We start from the raw sequence: 19960 nt of genomic DNA, 5'->3' as shown, positions 1-19960 counted from the left end.
CCGACCACCGCCGGGGCCTGCGGGCCTGGCGGCGGTCTTGCGGACGGCCTGCGCGGCGCTGCGGATCGCCTCAACGGACGGGCTTGGAGGGGCGCGGCCGCGATGCGTTGGTGCGCACTTGCTCCGGGGTGGGCAGGGTTTGGTTCTGCTGCGCTCCTGCCCGGACCGGGCGGCGTTCCTGCGGCCGGGAAGCCTGGATGGATTCCGGGGTCGGCAAGGGATAGGACCGGATCGGGGGCGGAGCAGTGCGCGCGGGCGGCAACGGAAGCGGATGGCTTTCGGCGGGTTCGCGTTCACGGTTGCGCGAGGATGGCGGGGGCGCCCCGTCGTCCACGGTGTTCTCCGAAGGCAGCCAGTCTTTGAGCGACGGGCTGTTGCTCAGCGGGGGCCTGGGAAGCGCGTGCTGCGGATGATTCGGTCCGAACGGGGCCTTGAACAGTTCACCCAGCGTCGGGCGCCTTGGCCGCACGGGCTGCTCGGGGACGACGCCCCCTTCTTGTTCCTGCGCCTGCGTCTTTTCCGGTTGCTTTTCCGGTTTCCCGGCCACTCCCTCGTTCGTTTTGGCGGCGAGGCTTTGCGCATGCTTTTGCGCCTGGGCCGACATCCTGCTCGCATGGGCCTCGGCCCTGGCACGCCAAAGCGCCTCGGGGCTGACCGCCTCGGCCGAGTCCGGGCCGGGCTCGGGTGATGGCTCGGGCAATGGCTCGGGAAGTGGGTCGGGAAGTGGGTCGCGCGCCACCGCAGGCAGCTTCGGCGACCAGCGGGCCGAATGGTCTTCGGGCGCGGCGGCATGCTGCATGGGGGTGCGGCCCACCTGCTGGGAGCCTGCGGGCAAGAATTCGTGCAGCCGGGTGGATTCCGACGCCGCCTTGCCTTGCAGGATGCCCAGGGCAGCGCTCTGCGACACCTCGTCCTTGGCCTTGGTCTTGAACTGCAGGTTGTTCGCGATCCAGGCGTCGTGGCTGTTCATCAGGTTGCGCACCTTGGCGCGGTAGCCGTCGGCCTTGGCCTGCTGTGCTTGCGCGATGGCCTGCTGCTGCGTGGCTTGCGCCTGCTGGTCTGTCGCGAGGGCCCGCAGCCGGGTCGCGTTCGCCTGCTGTGTGATCGCCTCAGTGGTCTGGCCTGCGGCTGCGGCCCGCCGAACTGCGGCGCTGGCCTGCTGGCTTTCCGTGGTGCTCCGCCGGGCGGCTTCGGCCGCCTGCTCCGCGGCTTTGGACGCCTTCAGGCCCGCATCGGCGGCCTGCTGTGCCAGGCCCTGCAGCTTGTCGCAGGCATCGGCGGCCTGGGGGCGCAGCTTGGTCACCACGGAAAACACCATGCCGGGCGTGCTGGCCTGGGCGGCCTGCACCAGCGTGTCCTGCAGCCGCAGCCAGGCCCGGCCGGTCTTTTCGGCCGCCGGGGCGTCGGGCACGCTGTCGCGTGCGGCCAGGATCGAGACGAACTCGTGCATGCGGGGTTCGAGCTCGGCCAGGAAGTCGTCCAGGTCTTCGAACTCCCGGATCATCTGGGTCTGGTCGGCCCAGGTTTCGCCGTGGCGGGTCGTCAGGCGAAGGGTGGTGTCCACACCGCTGTTGGCCAGCTGCTTGCGCACGTCCACGCCCGCCCCGCGGGCCTGGGCGGCCTTTTCCGGGTCGTGCCGGGAGGCCGGCATCAGCCCCAGGCTGGCATTGGCGCTCGCGCGGGTTTCGGCCCGGTGCTGGGCCGACAGCTTGTACTCTTCCACGTTCAGTCCGGAGCGGCTCTCGGTCTGCACCGACTGTGAGCGCTGGTTGCTGGTGGAAACCCCCGCCTGCACGCCGACGCCGACGGCGCGCCGGGTGGCCATGCGGTCGTCTTCGTCGCGGTCGAGGGATCCTCTTGCGCGCACCGTCGCATTGGCGCCGACGGCCAGCTCCGACGTGCGGCTGCGCCTGGTGTTGGACAGCTCCGCGACGGCGAGCGCGGGAAAGTGCTCCAGCAGATGGGCCAGCGGGTCCGCTCCGGTGCCGGCCTCGGGCGGCGGGCTGACTCCCCGGGTCATGGCGATGAGCGCGTCGGTGAATTGGCGCCGCAGGGTGTCCTCATGGGCCGCGGTGCGCTGCATGCGCAGGCTCACGCCCTGGGTCTGCGAGATTTCGCCGCCCGCTTCGAAGCGCATGTCGAACCGCAGCGCCATGCCCGCCTCGTCATCGCCCAGGTTGAACTCGTTGTCCTTGTGGCCCAGGCCGCCGCGCACGCCCAGGTTGAGCCCCACGTTGGCGTTCTTGGAGTCCGCCGTGGCGATCTGGAACTGCATGGCCGCGCCGACCATGTTCAGGTCCATCGATCGCTCGTGGCCCAGGCCGACGCCGGCGATCGGCATGACGAGTTCGGGGGTGGCCGTGGTGACCGACACGGCCTTGCCCAGCTCCAGCCGGGCCAGCCGCGCATCGCTGCTCTTGATCTTCTCGCTCAGGCTGATGCGCTGCGCCAGGGACTTCATGACTTCGGCGGCATCGGCCGGGCCGCGCAGGTCGTTGAACAGCGTCACCGTGTCGGCCACGCACAGTTCGAAGCGATTGACGTGCACGTCCCGCTGCAGGGCCTGCAGCGCAGGCGCTGCCTTCGCCACGGCATCGGCCACCGGGCGGGGCGCGTGGCTGGTGGACGCTGCGGCCGGGTCCGCCGAGGGGGCGGTCCACGGCACGTCGCTGGCGGCATCGACCAGCGTGCGCAGCAACCGGCCCGCGTCGTTGCCCGAGGCCTTCATCGTTTTCCAGTCGTTCTGCACCGACTCGGGCCAGCGCGCCTGAAGGGATTCGACGGCCTCGTGCCAAGGGGGCCGTTCTCCCTCGGGAAGGGTTGCCAGCCAGGCGGCTGCGAGCTGGTTTTCGATGGCCTCGAACGTTTCGACGCGCAGCGAGCGCAACGCGGCTGGCGGATTGACCTTGGCCAGCACGTCGGCCGATGCCTTCATCAGGTCGGCCAGCGCCTGTGCCTGCGCCGACTCGGCCGGGGCGGCGGCCTGGGCCACGCCGGCGATGTCCTTGAAGCTTTCGATGGCCTGGTGGGCGATGGCGTCGGTGCGCAGGCCGCGGGCGACCTGGGTGGGCGCCACGGTGGGCGAGTGCGTGCCATCGGCCAGGGCCCGCAGATCGATGTGTTCGCTCAACAGCCGCAAGAGGTGCCCGACGTTGGGGCGGCTGCCTTTCAGCGATTGCCAGTTCGCCGCGAGTTCCGGGGGCAGCCGGGCCATGCCCTCGGCCCCCAGGCGGGCCTCGACTTTCTGGAGAAAGCTTTTACCCAGGTGCTTGAGCGTGCTTTGCGAGGGCGGGCTCGAAAGGTTCCCGAGCTTGAGTTCATCGAGCACGCCGAGCATCAGGGTTTCGGCGGCCGCCGCCTGCGGACCGGCGCGCATCTGCAGTTGGGCGCGGATGTCGGTGGCCGTGCGGTGCAGCGCCGCCACGGCCTCGTCGCGGCGCGGCAGCATGCCGTTCTCGCTGGCGGCCTCGGTGAGCTTGCGCATGACCGACTTGCGCCACATCGTCGGCTGCGCACCGGGCAGCCACGACGCGATGGCCGGCAATGCCGGTGCCAGCAGCCCCTCCATGCCCGCCGAATTCTTGACGATGGCTTTCGGCAGCCCGCCGCTCAGCCAGTTCTGGAGCCGCCCCAGCCGCCCCGACGCGGCGCGTGCGTTTCGCTGGGCCGTCTGGTCCAGTGCGCCGTCGCTGAACTGCAGCAGCCGCTCGCGGACACGGTCGTAGCTGGAGCCTTTCTCCTTGGTCGTGAAGCCGTTTTGCAGGCACGCGAACGCATCGCGCTGCGCTGCGGCCTGCCCGGGCGGCGCGGCGGGGGCCTGCCCTGGATAGACCTGCTGCAGCGCATGTTCCACGGCTGCGCGCAGCAACCCGAGGTCCGCCTTCGCCTCGGTGGTGCGCGGGCCGGCCTGCTGCAGCGCCTGCGATTCCACCATCGCCCGTATCGCCACCCGCAACGCATCCTTGCGCGCGCCCATGGCGGGCGGATCGGTCAGCTTGTTCAGCAGCCGCTCGCCCCCTGGCGGCTGGGCGATGGCGACGGCCAGGCGCAGCAAGGGGTCCTGGGCCGGTGGCGTTGCCGCATCGGCCTGCGCATCCGCATCCGCCTTGAAGGCGTCGCCCACCAGGCCGACCAGGCGCGCCGGCGAGCTGTGCGCGAGGTCCTCCATGGCTTTCACCATGGCCTGCGGGTCACCGTCGAAGGTGTGGCGGGCGGCATTGATGAACAGCTCGACGCCCAGCACGTCCGGCACCTTGGCGCCCCGGTTCAACGCGGCGATCAAGGTGCCCGCAGCCGCCTGCAGGCGCTCTTGCAATGGCTCAGGCACGCTGTCCGCCAGCTCGGCCACCATGGCCGCGGTGGCCGCGGTGGCCTTGTCCTTCGAATGCAATTCGGCGGCCTTGCCGGCGTCGGTCAATCGCTGCAGCGCCTCTTGCGTGTTCACCCGTTCGCCGTCCGGCAGCGAGGCCTGCGTGGCCAGGTGGATGGTCGCCGTGGCCTTTTCCGCGTGGACCAGGCTCTCCAGATATCCCAGGACGATGGCCTCCGGCCCGGCCGAACCGCCCTGGCTCCCGTTCAGTCCCTGCACGCCGTAGAACATCGCCAGCGCGTCGCCGGGAACGCTGGCAGGGCCCTTGCCGAGCGCCAGCACCGAGAGCGCCTGCTGCGCCCAGTACTGCCCTGCGCCCGCAGCCTTCCCGGCCCAGCCAGGCGCCTGCGCATCGGGCGCCTGGCCCGTTTCCACCTGATGAAGGGCCTCCTGCACGGCCTGGGCCAGGCCGCTTTTGGTGGCGTTCGGCAGCGGCACCTTTCCGTCGGTATCGAACCGCGGTGCCTGCACCTGGTTCTGCCGCCCGATGGGGTGCTGGGTCTGGGTGCCAACGGCGAGCGGCCCCAGGTTGGCGTTGGCGGTGGTCTTGCCGGTTTTCCAGTAACTCTTCAGTTTGGATAACACCCCGCGCTCGGAGCGCTTCGCCATGTTGGCCGTGGTGTAGACCGCTTGCGCCCCCGTCTTTTCGCGGGCCTTCAAGCCGGTGGGCGCGTTCAGGCCCGTGCTGCCCCGGGCAGGGCTTTGCGGCGAAGCGGATGGCTGCGGGTCGGGCCACTCTGAGGTGACGTGCCGGATTTTCTCCGACTTGCTGGTGCGCATGGTGTTTGTCTCCCCCCTTGGATTTCTTGGATTTCTTGGATTTCTTGGATTTCTTGGATTCCATGGTTGTATACAAAGCAGTGCGCATTCCTGCGGGGTGCGAAGCGGGTGTTCGCCGTGCGAAGCGGCCGGGCCTGCGTCCCCGATGCCGCAGGAAGACTGTGGTAGGGGTTAACGAGGGTGGATGGCGCCTGCAGGCCCTGCGAAGCGGCATGCACGCCACCGCGCCGGGCTGCGGGCGGCCGCGTCACTGGGGCGGTGCGGGCTGCGCCGGTGCCACGGGGGGCGCCCCGTGCACGGGGCGCCGCATCACCTTGCGCTGGAACCACTGCGCGAAGTCGTCCACGTAGGTGAACACGGCCGGCACCACCAGCAGGCTGAGCACGGTCGAGGTGATGAGCCCGCCGATCACCGCCACCGCCATGGGCGAGCGAAAGCTCATGTCCGCGCTGCCCAGCGCCAGGGCGATGGGCATCATGCCGGCGCCCATGGCCAGCGTGGTCATGATGATGGGCCGCGCGCGCTTGTGGCAGGCGTCCAGCAGCGCATCCCAGCGGCTCATGCCGGGGACGGCGGGCCGGCCGTCGCTGCCGTCGTGCCCGCGGCGCGCCACGATGGCGTACTCCACCAGCAGGATGGAGTTCTTGGTGGCGATGCCCATCAGCATGATGAGCCCGATGAGCGAGGGCATCGAAAAGCTCTTGCCCGCCACCAGCAGCGCCACGAACGCCCCGCCCAGCGACAGCGGCAGCGCCGCCAGGATGGTCACCGGCTGCAGGAAGTCCTTGAACAGCAGCACCAGCACGAGGTAGATGCAGATCACGCCCGTCAGCATCGCCAGGCCGAAGCTGGCGAACAGCTCGCCCATCAACTCGGCGTCGCCCACGTCGATCAGGCGCACGCTGGCGGGCAGCTGGGTGACGGCGGGCAACTGCTTGACCGCTTCGGTCACCTCGCCCAGGCCGCGCGCGCCCAGCTCGATCTCGAAGTTGACGTTGCGCGAGCGGTCGTAGCGGCTGATGACGGCCGGCCCGCCCGCCACCTCCAGCGTGGCGACCTCGCCCAGGCGCACCGGCCCGCGCGCGCCGGGCACCGTGAGGCGCTCCAGCACCGACAGGTCTTCGCGCGCCGCGTTGTCCAGGCGCACGACGATGGGCACCTGCCGCTGCGCCAGGTTGAGCTTGGGCAGGTATTGGTCGTAGTCGCCCACCGTGGCCACGCGCAGCGTCTCGGCGATGGCGCTGCTGGTCACGCCCAGGTCGGCAGCGCGGGCGAAGTCCGGCCGCACGGCGATCTCGGGGCGCACCAGGCTGGCGGTGGAACTCACGCCGCCGATGCCGGGAATGGTGCGAATGCCGCGCTCCACCGCCTGCGCCGCGGCCGTCAGGGCTTGCGGGTCTTCGCTGGCCAGCGCCAGCACGTACTTGTCGTTGGAGCCGCCCAGGCCGATCTTCACGCGCACGCCGGGCAGGTCTTCCAGCGCGGCGCGCAGCTGCTGCTCGATGACCTGCTTGCGCGGGCGCTCGCCGCGCGGGTCCATGCGCAGCGTGAGCGTGGCCTTGCGCGGGTCACCCGCGCCGGCGCCGGCGAGCGGGTCGGAGCCGGCCGAGCCGCCGCCGATGGTGGTGTAGATGCTGGCCACATGGCCCACGCGCTGCACGCGCTCGGTGGCCTGCGCCACGGCGACGCGCGCATCGGCCAGCACGCTGCCGGGCGGCAGCTCCAGGTTGACCTGCGTCTGCGCGTTGTCGTCGGCCGGAATGAAGCCCGACTGCAGCAGCGGGATCAGCGCGATGGAGCCGGCGAAGAACAGCAGCGCCCCCAGCAGCGTGATCACGCGGTGCCGCAGGCACCAGGCCGAGGCACGCATGTAGGTGCCCAGCCAGCGCGGCTCCTTCTCCTGCGCCACCATGGGTTTCATGATGTAGGCGGCCATCATGGGCGTGAGCAGCCGCGCCACCACCAGCGAGGCGAACACCGCCAGCGCCGCCGTCCAGCCGAACTGCTTGAAAAAGCGCCCGGCGATGCCGCTCATGAACGCGGTGGGCAGAAACACCGCGATGAGCGTGAAGGTGGTGGCGATCACGGCGAGCCCGATCTCGTCGGCCGCCTCCATGGCGGCCTGGTAGGGCGACTTGCCCATGCGCAGGTGGCGCACGATGTTCTCCACCTCCACGATGGCGTCGTCCACCAGGATGCCCACCACCAGCGACAGCGCCAGGAGCGTGATGATGTTGATGGAAAAGCCCAGCAGGTGCATGCCGATGAAGGCCGGAATCACCGACAGCGGCAGCGCCACGGCCGAGACGATGGTGGCGCGCCAGTCGCGCAGGAAGAGCCACACCACGACCACGGCCAGGATGGCGCCCTCGTACAGGAGCCGCATGGAGCTGTCGTATTCGTCGCTGGCGATTTCCACGAAATCGACCGTGCGTGTGAGGTGCAGGTCGGGCCGCTCGGCCTGGAGCTTGTCCAGCGCCCGCTGCACGCCCGCGCCCACCTCGACCTCGCTGGCGCCGCGGCTGCGCGAGACCTCGAAGCCGATCACCGGCTTGCCGTCCAGCAGCGCGGCGGTGCGCTGCTCGGCGACCGTGTCGCTGATGGTGGCGACCTGGTCCAGGCGGACGTGGCGGCCATCGGTCAGCGGAATGTCCATGGCACCGATCTCCTGCGCCGTCTGCACGGTGGCGATGGTGCGCACCGGCTGCTCGGCGCCGCCGAGATCGACCCGGCCGCCCGCGCTTTCGATCTGCACCTGGCGCAGCTGGCGCGACACGTCCGACGCGGTGGCCCGCAGGGCCTGCAGCCGCAGCGGATCGAGTGACACCCGCACTTCGCGCGTGACGCCGCCCACGCGGTTCACGGCGCCCACGCCCGGCACGGCCAACAGGCGGCGCGTGAGCGTGTCGTCCACGAACCACGACAGCGCCTCGTCGTCCAGGCGGTCCGAGGCGATGGCGAAGGCCAGGATGGGCTGGGCCGAGAGTTCGAGCTTGGCGACGATGGGGTCGCGCAGGTCGGCCGGCAGGTCGGCGCGCACGCGGCTCACGGCCGAACGCACGTCGTCCACGGCTTCCTGCACGGGCTTTTCCAGCTGGAACTCGGCCGCGATGGTGGCCGTGCCGTCCACCAGCGTGGAGGTGATGTGCTTCAGGCCCTGCGTGGTGGCGATGGCGTTCTCGATCTTGCGCGCCACGTCGGTTTCCAGCTGGCCCGGCGCGGCACCGGGCAGCGACGCGGTGACCATGACCACGGGCAGGTCCATGTCGGGAAAGTTCTGCACCTTCATCGCGTGGAACGACAGCATGCCCGCGAACGAAAGCAGCACGAACAGCATCGCGGCCGGAATCGGGTTGCGGATGGACCAGGCGGACAGATTCATGGCAAGTCCTTGCGGGCGGCGGGGCCGCGGTGGCAAACGGGCAAAAGCATGTTTTGCTCCTTTATTAATAGCATGGTGCCCTAGTACTTATTGCGCTGGAGGCACTTTTGATGCAGAGGTGGCTGGAGCCGCTGGGGCCGCAGGAACAGCGGGGGCGGCCGTGGGGGCTTTGGCCGGCGCCGCGGCCTGCGCACGCACCAGGTCGCCGTCGTTCAGGAAGGCGCCGCCGCGCTCCACCACCGTCGCGCCCGGCTGCAGGCCCGAGACGATCTCCACGCGGTCGCCGGTGCGCTGGCCGGTCTGCACGCGGCGCATCACCACGCGGCTGCCTTCGCCCACCTCGAACACGCTGCTGAAGCCGTCGCGCACCACCACGGCCGACTGCGGCAAGCTCATGGCGTCGCGCTCGCCCAGCAGGAATTCGCCGCGCGCGAACATGCCCGGGAGCAAGACCCCCACGCTTGCCACTGCGTGTGCTTCGCTGCCCCCCGAGGGGGCGCTCGCCGCCTTGGGGCGGCCCGGCGGCGGCTCGGTCGGGATGCTGGGCAGGTCCACATAGACCAGGCCGTTGCGCGTCTGCGGATCGACCGTGGGGGCGATCATGCGCACGGTGCCCGGCACCTGCGCGCCGCTGGAGGCCGTCACGTTCACCTGGCTGCCGGGGCGGATGCGCGGCAGGTCGCTGGAAGTCACCTCGGCACGCCACTCCAGCCGCCCCTTGCGCACCATGCGGAACAGCTCCGTGCCGCCGCCCAGCACCGCGCCCACGGTGGCCGTGCGCGAAGAGATCACGCCGCTGTCGGGCGCCAGCACCTGCGCGTGCTTGAGCCGCAACTGCTGCGCGTTGAGCGCGGCCTGCGCGGCCTCCACGCGCGCCTGCGCCGTCTCGCCGGCGGTGGCGTATTGCTGGATCTGCTGCTGGCTCAAGGCGCCCGTGGCCTGCAGCGTGCGGGCGCGCTCGGCGTTGGCGGCGGCCTCGGCCGCGCTCGCGCGGGCCTCCAGCAGGCTGGCGCGGGCCTGGGCCACGTCGGCCTGCAGCGTCTCGGGCGCGAACGTGGCCAGCACCTGGCCGGCGCGCACGGTGTCGCCCACGTTCACGCGCACGTCGGTCAGGCGCAGGCCGCTGCTTTCGGTGCCGATGCTGGCCTCCTGCCACGCGGTGACGTTGCCGTTGGCCGGCAGGCGCAGCGCCAGCGAAGTGCGCGTGGGCTGCGTGGTGGTGACGGTGAGCGCCGGCCGGGGCTCATTGGCCTTGGCGTTCTTGGCGTCGTCCGCCGCGCGCGAGGGGCCGGCGGCCATCAGCGCGCCAGCGGCGGCGAGCACGCACACGGCCACCACGGCCAGAGCGGCAGAGAGGGAAGAGGGGGCGAATTTCAAGCGTTGCATGGAGGTTCCGTTCATGCGGTCAACGACGACTGAAGGCTGAAGAAAAAAGAAACGGGCGCGCGGGGGTCATCGCGCGGTGGATGCCGAGGTGGCCGGGGCAGCCGCGGCTGCGGTCGAAGGCGGCATCGGCGCCGCGGCGGCGGCCTGCGGGGTGGCTTCGGCCTCCCAGCCGCCGCCTGCGGCGCGGTACAGCCCGATCCACGCGGCCATGCGTTCCTGGCGCAGGTTGATCAGCGCCGACTCGGAAGCCAGCGCCGTGCGCCGCGAATCCTCCAGCTCGACCAGGCTGGCCAGCCCGCCGCGCCAGCGGGCTTCGGTGGCGGTGAACGAGGTGCGGTAGCCCTCGGCGGCGCGCTGCGCATCGGTGCTGCGCGCCGCGGTGCTGGCCAGGCGCACGAGGGCCTGTTCGACCTCGCTCACGGCCTGGCGCACGGTGCCGCGGTACTGCTGCACGGCCGCGTCGTACTGGGCTTCGGCCGAATCCACCTGCGCGGCGCGGCGGCCCGCATCGAAGATCGGCAGCGACAGCCCCACCGGCCCGATGGACCAGGTGTTGGCGTCGATCGTGGCGCCGCCCGTGCGCACCCAGCCTCGGCCCACCGAGCCGCTCAGCGTCAGGCGCGGCAGGCGCTGCGCGCGGGCGCTGCCCACGTCGGCGCTGGTGGCGGCCACCTCGCGCTCGGCGGCGTACACGTCCGGCCGCTGGGCCAGCACGCGGGCGGGCAGCGCATCGATGGCGAAGAGCGCATCGGGCACTGGCCCCAGCGGCGCTGCGGCGGCACGGGCGCGCAGCGCGGATTCGTCCTGGCCGGTGAGTGCCACCAGCGTTTTCAGGTCGATCTCGCAGGCCATGCGCTGCTGCTCGGCGCGCACCCGGCCTTCGGACTCGCTCGCCTGGGCGAGCGCCAGCGTGGCGGGCGCGGTGAAGCCGGCCTTCTCGCTCTGGCCCGACAGGCGCGCCGTCTGCGCGCGCGAGGCCGCATCGGACGCGGCCACCTCCGCCAGCGCGAGGCACTGGCGCCAGCTGCTGTATTGCGTGGCCACCTCGGCCGCCACCGACACGCGGGCCTCGTGCCACTGGGCCTGGGCTCCGGCCAGGCGCTGAAGGGCGGCCTCGTTCGCCGCGGCATTGCCACCGAACAGATCCACCTCCCAGCTCGCCTGCAGCGCCGCCTGGCCCGTGGTCGCCAGGCCGCCGACCTGCTCGTTCACGCTGCGGCTGGCGCTGGCCTGCCCGTCCAGCGACGGCAGCAGCGCCGCCCGTGCGCTCACCCGGGAGGCCCGTGCCTGCGCCAGCCGCCCACGGGCCTGCGCCACGCTGGGGCTGATGTCCTGCGCCGCGGCGACCAGCTCGGCCAGCAGCGGGTCGCCCGCGCGCTCCCACCAGCGGGCGATGTCGGCCACGCTGCCGTGGTGCGGCAGCGGCGCCTGCCAGCCGGCGGGGGCCGGGGCTTGCACGCGCGGCGCGGGGCTGGTCACGGCGCAGGCGGCCAGCCACAGGGGCAGGGTGAGCGCCAGCAGGGTGCGGGCGGTACGGTGCGAAGGGATGGTGTTCATGGTCAGGACGAGAAGGCTTAGCGCCGCCGGGGCGCGGGGCGCCGGGCCGGGGGACGGGTGGCGGGTGGGGCGGCGTCCGCCGTGCGCAGTGCCCGCTCGGCGGCCACCATGGCGAGCGCGTATTCGGTGAACCGCAGGGTCCAGGCGTCCACGGCGTCGGGCATGGCCAGCAGTTGCGGCTCCATCACGGCCAGGATCTCCTGCTGGCTCCAGATCTGAAAGGCCATGCCCGTGATGGCCAGTGCCAGGCGGTGCAGGCCGTCGTCCGGGGCCTGCACGCCCAGGTGCCGGCCCAGCAGCCGCACCATGGCGTCGTGGGGCTGGCGCACGTCCTGCGCGATCTCCTTTTCCCACTGGGCGGTGGGCTCCAGCATTTCGCGGATGTGCAAACGCATGTACTGGCGCGCCATCTCGCCGTTCTGCAAGGGCGCCAGCACGCCGCGGAAGTAGCGCTGCATCGCCTCGCGCAGGTCGATCCCCTCGCGGCTGAAGTCCGCCACCAGCGTCGGCATGTCGCCGAACGGCTCGGAAAACAGCGCGGCATACAGGGCCGCCTTGTCGCCGTAGTAGTAGCTCACCGCCGCCACATTGGCCTGGGCCGCCTGCGCGATGGCGCGGATCGACGTCTTGGCATAGCCGTGCTCGGCGAACAGGCGCAGCGCGGCGTGCAGCAGGCGCAGGCGGGCCGATGGGGCCGAAGGTGCGCCGGCCGTCGTTTCGGCCGCAGCGCGGGAGGGGTCTTGAACGGGCATCGCGGCGGATTAGACCACGGTAAATCAAACGTTTGTTTTAATTTTCCGGCTTGCGCCATCGCGGCCCGCCGTGGCGGGATGGCCCACCACCGAGAAATCGCCGGGTAGCCGACGGATTTCGTCGGCTTTTTCTGGCAGACTTTTTGTTGCAAATGGTGTGGGGTAGGGCCCGTCTTGGGCCGGTTCGATCAAGGGGCGCGCGCATGTTCAGGAATCTTTCCATCCGGGTGGCGTTGCTGCTCGTGCTGCTGTTCTTCACCGGCGCGCTGCTGGTGTCGGTGGGCGTGGGGTGGTTCGGCACGCGCGCCGGCGTGGTGGCCGGCGAGGTGCAGGACCGCACCACGCGCGACATGCTCGCGCTCAAGCAGGCGGAAATCCGCATGTGGGACAACCGCGTCGCCCTGGCGGTGGGCCACCGCAACGTGCTGCGCGGCGACCCGCCCGAGAGCGTGCGGTCGCAGACCACGCGCGCCGAGAAGTCCATGCAGGAGGCCCGCCCCATCCTGCAATCGGTGGCGCAGGGCCTGCCCGCCGACTGGTCGCAGGAGCGCCAATTGGCCGCCTCGATGATCACCGCCTTCGATGCCTACGCCGCGCTGGTGCAGCGCGGCGCCGTGGGCCTGGCCGGCGGCAACGAGGCCGAGTACAGCGGCAAGGAGATCGTCGCCCAGCGCAACAAGCTGCTGGCCGACATGGAAGGGCTGATGAAGCAGCTCTTCGATGCCGAAGGCCAGCGCGGCAATGCCCTGCAGGCCCAGTCGGTGCGCCTGCTGCAGATCGCCGAAGTGGCGGCCGGGGGGCTGATGGTCGTGGGCGTGGTGCTGGCGATCCTGTGCTGGGTGTTCATCCGCCGCAACGTGCTGGCGCCGCTGGACGCCGCCGGGGCGCTGCTGGAGAAGGTGGCCCAAGGCGACCTGACCACGCGCATCGACGTGCAGTCGTCCAACGAGATCGGCCGCCTGATGGGCGCCGCGCGCACCATGCAGGACGGCCTGGCCCGCATGGTCACGCAGGTGCGCCAGGGCGTGGACGAAATCCACACCGGCTCGCGCGAGATCGCGCTGGGCAACGGCGACCTGAGCGGGCGCACCGAGCAGCAGGCCGCGTCGCTGGAAGAAACCGCCGCCAGCATGGAGCAGCTGTCGTCCACCGTGAAGCAGAACGCCGACAGCGCCCGCCAGGCCAACCAGCTCGCGGCCAGCAGCATGGACGTGGCCCAGCGCGGCGGCGCGGCCGTGGGCGAAGTGGTGGCGACGATGCAGGCCATCTCGGACAGCTCGCGCCGCATCGCCGACATCGTCGCGGTGATCGACGGCATCGCCTTCCAGACCAACATCCTCGCGCTGAACGCGGCGGTGGAAGCCGCCCGCGCGGGCGAGCAGGGCCGGGGCTTCGCCGTGGTGGCCAGCGAGGTGCGGGCGCTGGCCCAGCGCAGCGCCAGCGCCGCCAAGGAAATCAAGGGCCTGATCGACGAGTCGGTCGGCAAGGTGGGCGCGGGCTCGGCCCAGGTGGAGCGCGCGGGCGCGACCATGCAGGAGATCGTGGCCTCGGTGCAGCGCGTGACGGACATCATGGGCGAGATCTCGGCCGCATCGACCGAGCAGTCCTCGGGCATCGACCAGGTGAACCAGGCCGTGGTGCAGATGGACCAGGCCACGCAGCAGAACGCCGCGCTGGTGGAAGAGTCGGCGGCGGCGGCCTCGTCGCTGCAAGAGCAGGCCAAGCGCCTGCGCGAAGCCGTGTCGCAGTTCCGCGTGGATGCGAATGCGGTGCCGCTGGCGGCCCTGTCCGCTGCGCCTGCCGCGTCGTTGCGCGCGGCGGCGCCCGTCGCGGCACCTGCCCGGTCGGCGGCCCGGCCTGCGCCGGCGCGCCCGGTCCTCACGGCCACGGGTTCGCCGGCATCGAAGCCTGCCGCCAAACCCGCCGCCAGAACTGCTGCAAGCCCTGCCGCGAAGTCGGCCACCCCATCCACCGCCGCCAGTGCTGGCCAATCCGCTGCCCGGCCCACCGCGAACCGGCCCGCGCTGTCCGCCCCGACGGCCAAGCCCAAGGCTGCGCCCACGCCGGCATCGGCCGCGCCACGCGCAGCGCCCGCATCGGCATCGCGGTCGGACGACGACTGGGAAACCTTCTGAGACTCCCCATGCAGTCGCTATTGAATCAATAGCTGCTCGCGCTGATGGAATAAGCGCTGGGGGCTGATTCGATGCGCATTGGCGAAGCGGCTGCGCACCCGGACGCGGCGGCAACACGGGTCGATCCCGCGCGGGGTGCGGGAGGCGGTGGCGGCGCTTACCGCACCGCTTCGGGTTCGGCCGCCGCCGTCGCCCGGCTGGCGCGAATGTCGAAGGCCCCGCCGGTCAGCGACTGGTCGCGCAGCGTCACCGCCTGCTTGCCCGGCAGCAGCGGAAACACCAGCTCGGCGAAGCGAATGGCTTCCTCCAGGTGCGGGTAGCCCGAGAGCACGAAGCGGTCCACGCCCACGTCCATGTATTCCTGCAGCCGCTCGGCCACTTCGTGCGCGTTGCCCACCAGCGAAGTGCCGGCGCCGCCACGCACCAGGCCCACGCCGGCCCACAGGTTGGGGCCCACCACCAGCCGGTCGCGCCGGCCGCCGTGCAGCGCGGCCATGCGCTGCTGGCCGTGCGAGTCCATGCGCGCGTAGTTCTGCTGGGCGCGGGCGATGTCGTCGTCGGTCAGGCGGCTGATGAGGCGGTCGGCATCGGCCCAGGCCTCTTCGCTCGTCTCGCGCACGATGACGTGCAGCCGCACGCCGAAGCGCAGCGGGTGCCGGTCGAGGTCGCGGCCTGCGGAGGCCGCGTGCGCGCGCACGTCGGCGATCTTTGCGGCCACGGCGGCGGGCGGCTCGCCCCAGGTCAGGTAGGCATCGACATGCCGGGCGGCCAGCGCGTGCGCGGCGGGCGAGGCGCCGCCGAAGTACAGCGGCGGGTAGGGCTGCGTGGCCGGCGCGAAGAAGTTCTGCGCGCCCTGCACCTGGAGGTGCCGGCCTTCGAAGTCCACCTTCTCGCCCTGCAGCAGGCGGCGCCAGACGGTCAGGAACTCGCCGCTGGCGGCGTAGCGTTCGTCATGGCTGTAGAACACGCCATCGGCCGCCAGCTCGGTCGCATCGCCGCCGGGCACCACGTTCAGCAGCAGGCGGCCCGGGCCCAGCGCCTGGTCGAGCGATGCCGCCTGCCGTGCCGATGCGGTCGGGTGGCCCAGCGAGGTGCGCAGCGCCACCAGCAGCTGGATGCGCTGGGTGACGGGCACCAGGCTGGCGGCGGTGACCCACGGGTCCAGGCACGAGCTGCCGGTGGGAATGAGCAGGCCGTCGTAGCCCAGTTGCTCGGAGGTCACCGCGATCTGGCGCAGGTAGGCATTGGTGGGCGCGCGGCCGAAGTCGGACGTGCCCAGGTAGCGCGTGTCGCCCGAGGTGGGCAGGAACCAGAAGATGTCGGGGGTCGGACTCATGGGGCAGGGCTTTCGGAATCGGTGGCGGAAGAAAACTCAGCGGCCGGCGCGCCCGCATCGGCCCCGGCGCGGCGCGGCGCGCCGACCTCGCCCAGGCGAATGAGCCGTGCGCGCACCACGTTGCGGCTCAGGCCCAGCACGCGCGCGGCCTCGCTCTGGCTGTAGTGGCACCAGCGAAACACTTCCAGCAGCACGGCGTCTTCCACCGTCTGGTAGAGCGCGGGCACATGCGCCTCGCACAGCTGGCGCACGGCCTGGCGCAGCAGCGGCAGGCCTGGGGGCGAGGGGCTGGCGGCCTGCGGGGGCGGCGCCGCGGCACCAGCAGCAGCGGCCGGTGCGTCGGGCTCGGCGCCCGCCCGCGCGGTGCCGGACAGGCGCAGGTCCTGCACATCCAGCGTGCGGCCTTCGCCCAGCAGCAGCGTGCGGTGGATGGTGTTCTCCAGCTCGCGCACATTGCCGGGCCAGGGCGCCTGCTGCAGCGCACGCTCGGCGGCCGGCGTGAGCTGCGGGCGCGGGTAGCCCAGCCGCCGGCTGTAGGCGTCGATGAAATGGCGCGCCAGCGGCACGATGTCGCCCCGGCGCTCGCGCAGCGTGTGCACCTCCAGGCTCACCACGTTCAGGCGGTAGTACAGGTCTTTGCGAAAGCGCTGCTGGCGCACCAGCTCCTGCAAGTCGACCGACGCGGCGGCCACGATGCGCACGTCGATGGGAATGGGCTGGCGCCCGCCCACGCGCACCACCTCGCGCTGCTGCAGCACGCGCAGCAGCTTGTTCTGCACGGCCAGGGGCAGATCGTTCACCTCGTCCAGAAAGATGGTGCCGCCGTGCGCCTCCTCGAACCAGCCGGGCTGCGCGCCGAAAGCGCCCGGAAAGGCGCCGTGCTCGTGCCCGAACAGCTCCGAATCGACCAGCGCCTCGGAGAACGCGCCGCAGCCCACCGCCACGAACGGCGCGGCGCTGCGCGGGCTGCGGCCGTGCAGGTAGCGCGCGATCAGCTCCTTGCCGGTGCCGCTCTCGCCGGTGATGAGCACGCCGGCGTCGCTGGGCGCCACCTGCTCCACCTCGGCCAGCAGCGCCTTGCTGCGCGGGTCTTCGAAGATCCAGGCCATGCCGGCTTCGGCGCTGGCGTGCGGGGTGGGCGCTGGGTGCGCCGTGGGCGCGGCCGGGGCTGCGCGCACCGGCGCGGCGGGCCATGCGGGAAGGTTCGACATGGGGCGTCAGCGTGGGGTTCGGAATCGGTGTCGCGGTCGCGATCGGTCGGGCCGGGCGATCAGGAGTAGAACGACGGCGGCGGCACCTTGCCGTGCAGCGCCCAGTCGCCCAGCTCCTGCAGCTTGTAGTCCACCGGGTCGTGCAGCGTCTGCGTGCGCAGGTTGCGCCAGAAGCGGTCCATGCGCAGCGCGCCGTGCGTGGCGCGCGCGCCGGTGGTCTCGAAGAGCCGGCTGGTCACGTCCAGCCCCACGCGGGTGGAGGCCACCTTGGCCGTCGCCACCGCCACGGCCACGCGGCCCCGGCCGGCGGCGTCCAGCGCGTCGCCTTCGTTCCAGGCCGCGTCGAACGTGGCCGCGGCGTGCGAGGCCAGCAGGCGCACGCTCTCCAGCCCCACGAAGAATTCGCCGTAGTGCGACTGGATGTACGGGTCTTCGCTGGCGCGCTCGGCCGGCGAGCGGAACCACGGGCGCGACTCGTTGAGCGTGTAGTGCCGCGCCAGCTCGAAAGCGCCTTCGGCCAAGCCCAGAAACACATGCACGAAGATCAGCTGCGCCAGCAGCGGCCGCAGCGACGAGCGCGGCGTGGTCAGCGGGCCGGGGTCGCGCAGCAGCTCGCTGGCTTCCACGCGCACGTTCTCGAACAGGGCGCTGCCGCTGTCGGTCTGGCGCTGGCCGATGCAGTTCCAGTCGCCATTGAGGGTGATGCCCGCGCGGGCCGTGGGAATGGCGGCGATCAGCAGTTGCCCGGTGGCCTCGTCGATGCCGGAGGCGACCAGCATCTCCGAATCCAGCGCGCCGGAGCAAAAGCCCTTCTTGCCCGAAAAGTCGTACCAGTCGCCGATGCGGCGCGCGGCAGTGCGCGTGTCCAGCGGGTTCAGCGCATTGCCCCAGAACCATTGCTTGCGCGCCGTCTGCTCCAGCCACGGCGCCCACTGGTCGGGCCGCGCGAACAGGCGCACGGTGGCCAGCAGCAGGTGGTGAAAGCCGTACACGTGGGCCAGCGAACTGTCGGCCTGGGCGATGGTGCGAATGGTCTGCAGCGTGGTCGCCCAGTCGGCGCCCTGGCCGCCGTGCGCGGTGGGAATGGAGAGCGACAGCAAACCGCTGGCACGCAGCGCATCGCGCTCGGCCTTTGGTGTGCCGCCGCGCGCATCGCGTTCGGCTGCGGTGGTGGCGAACCGGTCGGCCAGCGCCTGGGCGATTTGCGGGGGCGTGGCGGGCGTGCCCGGCGGCGTGCGCGGGGCTTCAGGCGGGTGCAGTTGGGGGTCGCGTGAGGACATGGTGGGCGTGCCGGCAAAAGGGTGGTGGCGGTGTCGCGGGGCAGGGTGTGCGTTGCCGCCAGAGTGCAGTGAGTGTGCTGACTCGCGCGGCCGGGCGACATGCGGATTTCGTGCGTGCTTATTCGGTTTGTGCCGCAGGGGCAGCCGGGCCCTTCTGCGCGGCCTGCCGGTGCCGGCCGCAGGCGTTCGGCGGCACGGTGGCCGGCACCCGGCCGGGCGCCGCTCCGCGACATCGGAAGCGGCCCGCTGCGCGATTCGTGCGCAATTTGCGCGTGCGCAGGCTGAGAGCGCTGCGGCACGCACACGCTTTCCGAACGCGGCAGGCCAAAGCGCGTGCGTCAATCAAATTGCTATGTTTTTAATAGCTATACCCCCTAGTGAATCATGCGCTGGAGGCCGATTTTGCTTGTAGCCTTCCATGAAGAAGGGCCGCAAAGGCGCGGCGCGCTCTTCCACGGTGCAGCGCCGCGCGGCGCCTCGGCCTACCGGCTGCGCAGCCAGCGCACCCACCGGTCGCCACCGAACTGCACCAGCGACACCAGCGCGATCAGCACGGCGATGACGATCAGCACACCTGCGTGTCGAAGCGCTGGTAGCCGTGGGGAATGCGGTGCGCAAACAGCGCCCCAGTGGAATAGAAACGCTTGCCCGTCAGCCGCAGGCCATGCGGCGTGGTGCGCAGGCGGGTGCCGCTTTGCAAGATGTTGGCTGCGCCATCCACCTTGCGCTCAGGCCCCGCATTGCCCAGCCGGCGACCGGCCAGCACCTCGCCGTAGAGGCGCTGTTTTTTTGCGCGGTGGTGCCGATTTCTCGCAGCACGCCCAGCACGCCGAAATGGTTCTGTGGAATCTGTCCGATGGACGGATCGGCCGCGTTCAGGATCACGAACACCTCGGCCAGCGTGGCGTACGACACCTGCGGGCCGCCATGAGCGCGGGGCACGGTGATGGCGCCCAGGCCGCTGGCGGACCAGCGTGTGAGTTTATCCCAGGGAAGGCGGCGATCGCGGTCGCGCTCGGAAGCGCTGGGCTCGAAGTCAGCCGCCAGCCGGTGTGCTGCGGCGATGGCGTCCGCATCGGTGGCGATTCGCGCCACGTCGGTGGGAATCTCGGGGAGGTGTTGTTGCAGTGCCGGTCTTGCAGTCATGCCCCGATTGGAGGGTGAGAGGCGGCTGCGTGGTGCCAAGGAATCGGCGCATCGATATGCGGGATTCGTTGTGGAGGTGCGCGCCGAAACGCGTCGACTTCACACTTCGCCAAAAAATTACGCCGTCGCATAGCCACTGCCAGGGTCGCCGGACTTCACAGACGCAGCATTTCGCCCGTTCTCCACTGAGTCGCCTAAGCTATTGAGCCGGCTGCAATGAACTTGAATCAAGCGGCATAACGAACGTGCTCATGTTCGAAGTAGCTCTTGATCCGCGCGGGTTGTCGCTGCACGCTGCGCAGGTGACGTGCGGTAGCCTTGACGAGTTGCAGCTTGGTTCGGGCCGGGGCGAGCTTCGTGACCGCCTGCTTGAGGTCGGCATTGGCCATCTCGTTGGGATTGAGCTCGGGGCTGTAGCTGGGCAGATAGAAGACTTCGATGGCGTGCTTGTGCTCGGCCAGCCACGCCTTTACAGGCTTGCTGTGATGCACCCGCAGGGTGTCCAAAATCAGGTATATCTTGCGGCCCGCGTCCTTTACGAGTCGGCGCAGGAAGTCGATCAGGATGTCGGAGTTGAGCGCGCCGTCGAACGCCTTGCAGCGCATCTGCCCCTTGTTGGTGACGGT

At 71.1% G+C, this 19960-nt stretch carries 11 protein-coding genes and 1 pseudogene; 1 reads left to right on the top strand and 11 read right to left on the bottom strand.

The window, feature by feature from the left end:
- Positions 1 to 70: 70 nt before the first annotated feature.
- The 6 genes from AVHM3334_RS09890 to AVHM3334_RS09865 form a co-directional block, all read right to left on the bottom strand.
- Positions 71 to 5149: a hypothetical protein gene (locus AVHM3334_RS09890; protein WP_284411843.1), complete on the bottom strand. Its 5079-nt coding sequence runs from the start codon at positions 5147 to 5149 to the stop codon at positions 71 to 73.
- A 247-nt stretch (positions 5150 to 5396) separates the two neighbouring features.
- Entirely contained in the window at positions 5397 to 8531 is a 3135-nt protein-coding gene (locus AVHM3334_RS09885) for an efflux RND transporter permease subunit (RefSeq protein ID WP_284411841.1), read from the bottom strand.
- Between the two features lie 87 nt (positions 8532 to 8618).
- The gene (locus tag AVHM3334_RS09880) at positions 8619 to 9917 is read right to left on the bottom strand and encodes an efflux RND transporter periplasmic adaptor subunit (protein WP_284411839.1); all 1299 of its coding nucleotides are present in this window, start codon (positions 9915 to 9917) and stop codon (positions 8619 to 8621) included.
- A 66-nt stretch (positions 9918 to 9983) separates the two neighbouring features.
- The gene (locus AVHM3334_RS09875) at positions 9984 to 11474 is read right to left on the bottom strand and encodes an efflux transporter outer membrane subunit (RefSeq protein WP_284411837.1); all 1491 of its coding nucleotides are present in this window, start codon (positions 11472 to 11474) and stop codon (positions 9984 to 9986) included.
- 17 nt (positions 11475 to 11491) lie between these two features.
- Positions 11492 to 12226 (bottom strand): CerR family C-terminal domain-containing protein, encoded by a 735-nt coding sequence (locus AVHM3334_RS09870; protein ID WP_284411835.1) that lies wholly within the window; start codon positions 12224 to 12226, stop codon positions 11492 to 11494.
- 24 nt (positions 12227 to 12250) lie between these two features.
- The gene (locus AVHM3334_RS09865; protein ID WP_284411833.1) at positions 12251 to 12418 is read right to left on the bottom strand and encodes a hypothetical protein; all 168 of its coding nucleotides are present in this window, start codon (positions 12416 to 12418) and stop codon (positions 12251 to 12253) included.
- 11 nt (positions 12419 to 12429) lie between these two features.
- Between AVHM3334_RS09865 and AVHM3334_RS09860 the strand changes: the two genes are divergently transcribed.
- Entirely contained in the window at positions 12430 to 14361 is a 1932-nt protein-coding gene (locus tag AVHM3334_RS09860; protein ID WP_284411831.1) for a methyl-accepting chemotaxis protein, read from the top strand.
- Between the two features lie 157 nt (positions 14362 to 14518).
- Here AVHM3334_RS09860 and ssuD read toward each other — a convergent pair whose 3' ends face one another.
- From ssuD to AVHM3334_RS09835, 5 genes and pseudogenes are all read right to left on the bottom strand, one after another.
- The gene (gene ssuD, locus AVHM3334_RS09855; RefSeq protein WP_284411829.1) at positions 14519 to 15697 is read right to left on the bottom strand and encodes an FMNH2-dependent alkanesulfonate monooxygenase; all 1179 of its coding nucleotides are present in this window, start codon (positions 15695 to 15697) and stop codon (positions 14519 to 14521) included.
- Positions 15694 to 16908 carry a sigma-54 interaction domain-containing protein gene (locus tag AVHM3334_RS09850; protein ID WP_284411827.1) on the bottom strand — a complete coding sequence of 405 codons (1215 nt, stop codon included), beginning with the start codon at positions 16906 to 16908 and terminating at the stop codon, positions 15694 to 15696. The genes ssuD and AVHM3334_RS09850 overlap by 4 nt, the downstream gene beginning before the upstream one ends.
- Before the next feature lie 59 nt (positions 16909 to 16967).
- Entirely contained in the window at positions 16968 to 18188 is a 1221-nt protein-coding gene (locus AVHM3334_RS09845) for an acyl-CoA dehydrogenase family protein (protein ID WP_284411825.1), read from the bottom strand.
- Between the two features lie 601 nt (positions 18189 to 18789).
- Positions 18790 to 19334 (bottom strand): annotated as a pseudogene (locus AVHM3334_RS09840) (acyl-CoA dehydrogenase family protein); the annotation flags it as partial.
- Positions 19335 to 19561: 227 nt separating this feature from the next.
- Positions 19562 to 19960: transposase (locus AVHM3334_RS09835; RefSeq protein ID WP_284411821.1), on the bottom strand; the 399-nt coding region annotated here is incomplete at its 5' end.

The sequence above is a fragment of the Acidovorax sp. SUPP3334 genome, assembly GCF_030159055.1.
GTDB lineage: Bacteria > Pseudomonadota > Gammaproteobacteria > Burkholderiales > Burkholderiaceae_C > Paracidovorax.
Note: the sequence above shows the minus strand (reverse complement) of the source record. Positions and strands in the feature narration are given on the sequence as shown.

Bases quoted from the DNA above. Each gene is read 5' to 3' on its own strand.
- AVHM3334_RS09870 (WP_284411835.1), bottom strand. From the start codon at position 12,226: ATGCCCGTTCAAGACCCCTCCCGCGCTGCGGCCGAAACGACGGCCGGC.
- ssuD (WP_284411829.1), bottom strand. From the start codon at position 15,697: ATGAGTCCGACCCCCGACATCTTCTGGTTCCTGCCCACCTCGGGCGAC.
- AVHM3334_RS09850 (WP_284411827.1), bottom strand. From the start codon at position 16,908: ATGTCGAACCTTCCCGCATGGCCCGCCGCGCCGGTGCGCGCAGCCCCG.
- AVHM3334_RS09890 (WP_284411843.1), bottom strand. From the start codon at position 5,149: ATGCGCACCAGCAAGTCGGAGAAAATCCGGCACGTCACCTCAGAGTGG.
- AVHM3334_RS09860 (WP_284411831.1), top strand. From the start codon at position 12,430: ATGTTCAGGAATCTTTCCATCCGGGTGGCGTTGCTGCTCGTGCTGCTG.
- AVHM3334_RS09880 (WP_284411839.1), bottom strand. From the start codon at position 9,917: ATGCAACGCTTGAAATTCGCCCCCTCTTCCCTCTCTGCCGCTCTGGCC.
- AVHM3334_RS09875 (WP_284411837.1), bottom strand. From the start codon at position 11,474: ATGAACACCATCCCTTCGCACCGTACCGCCCGCACCCTGCTGGCGCTC.
- AVHM3334_RS09845 (WP_284411825.1), bottom strand. From the start codon at position 18,188: ATGTCCTCACGCGACCCCCAACTGCACCCGCCTGAAGCCCCGCGCACG.
- AVHM3334_RS09885 (WP_284411841.1), bottom strand. From the start codon at position 8,531: ATGAATCTGTCCGCCTGGTCCATCCGCAACCCGATTCCGGCCGCGATG.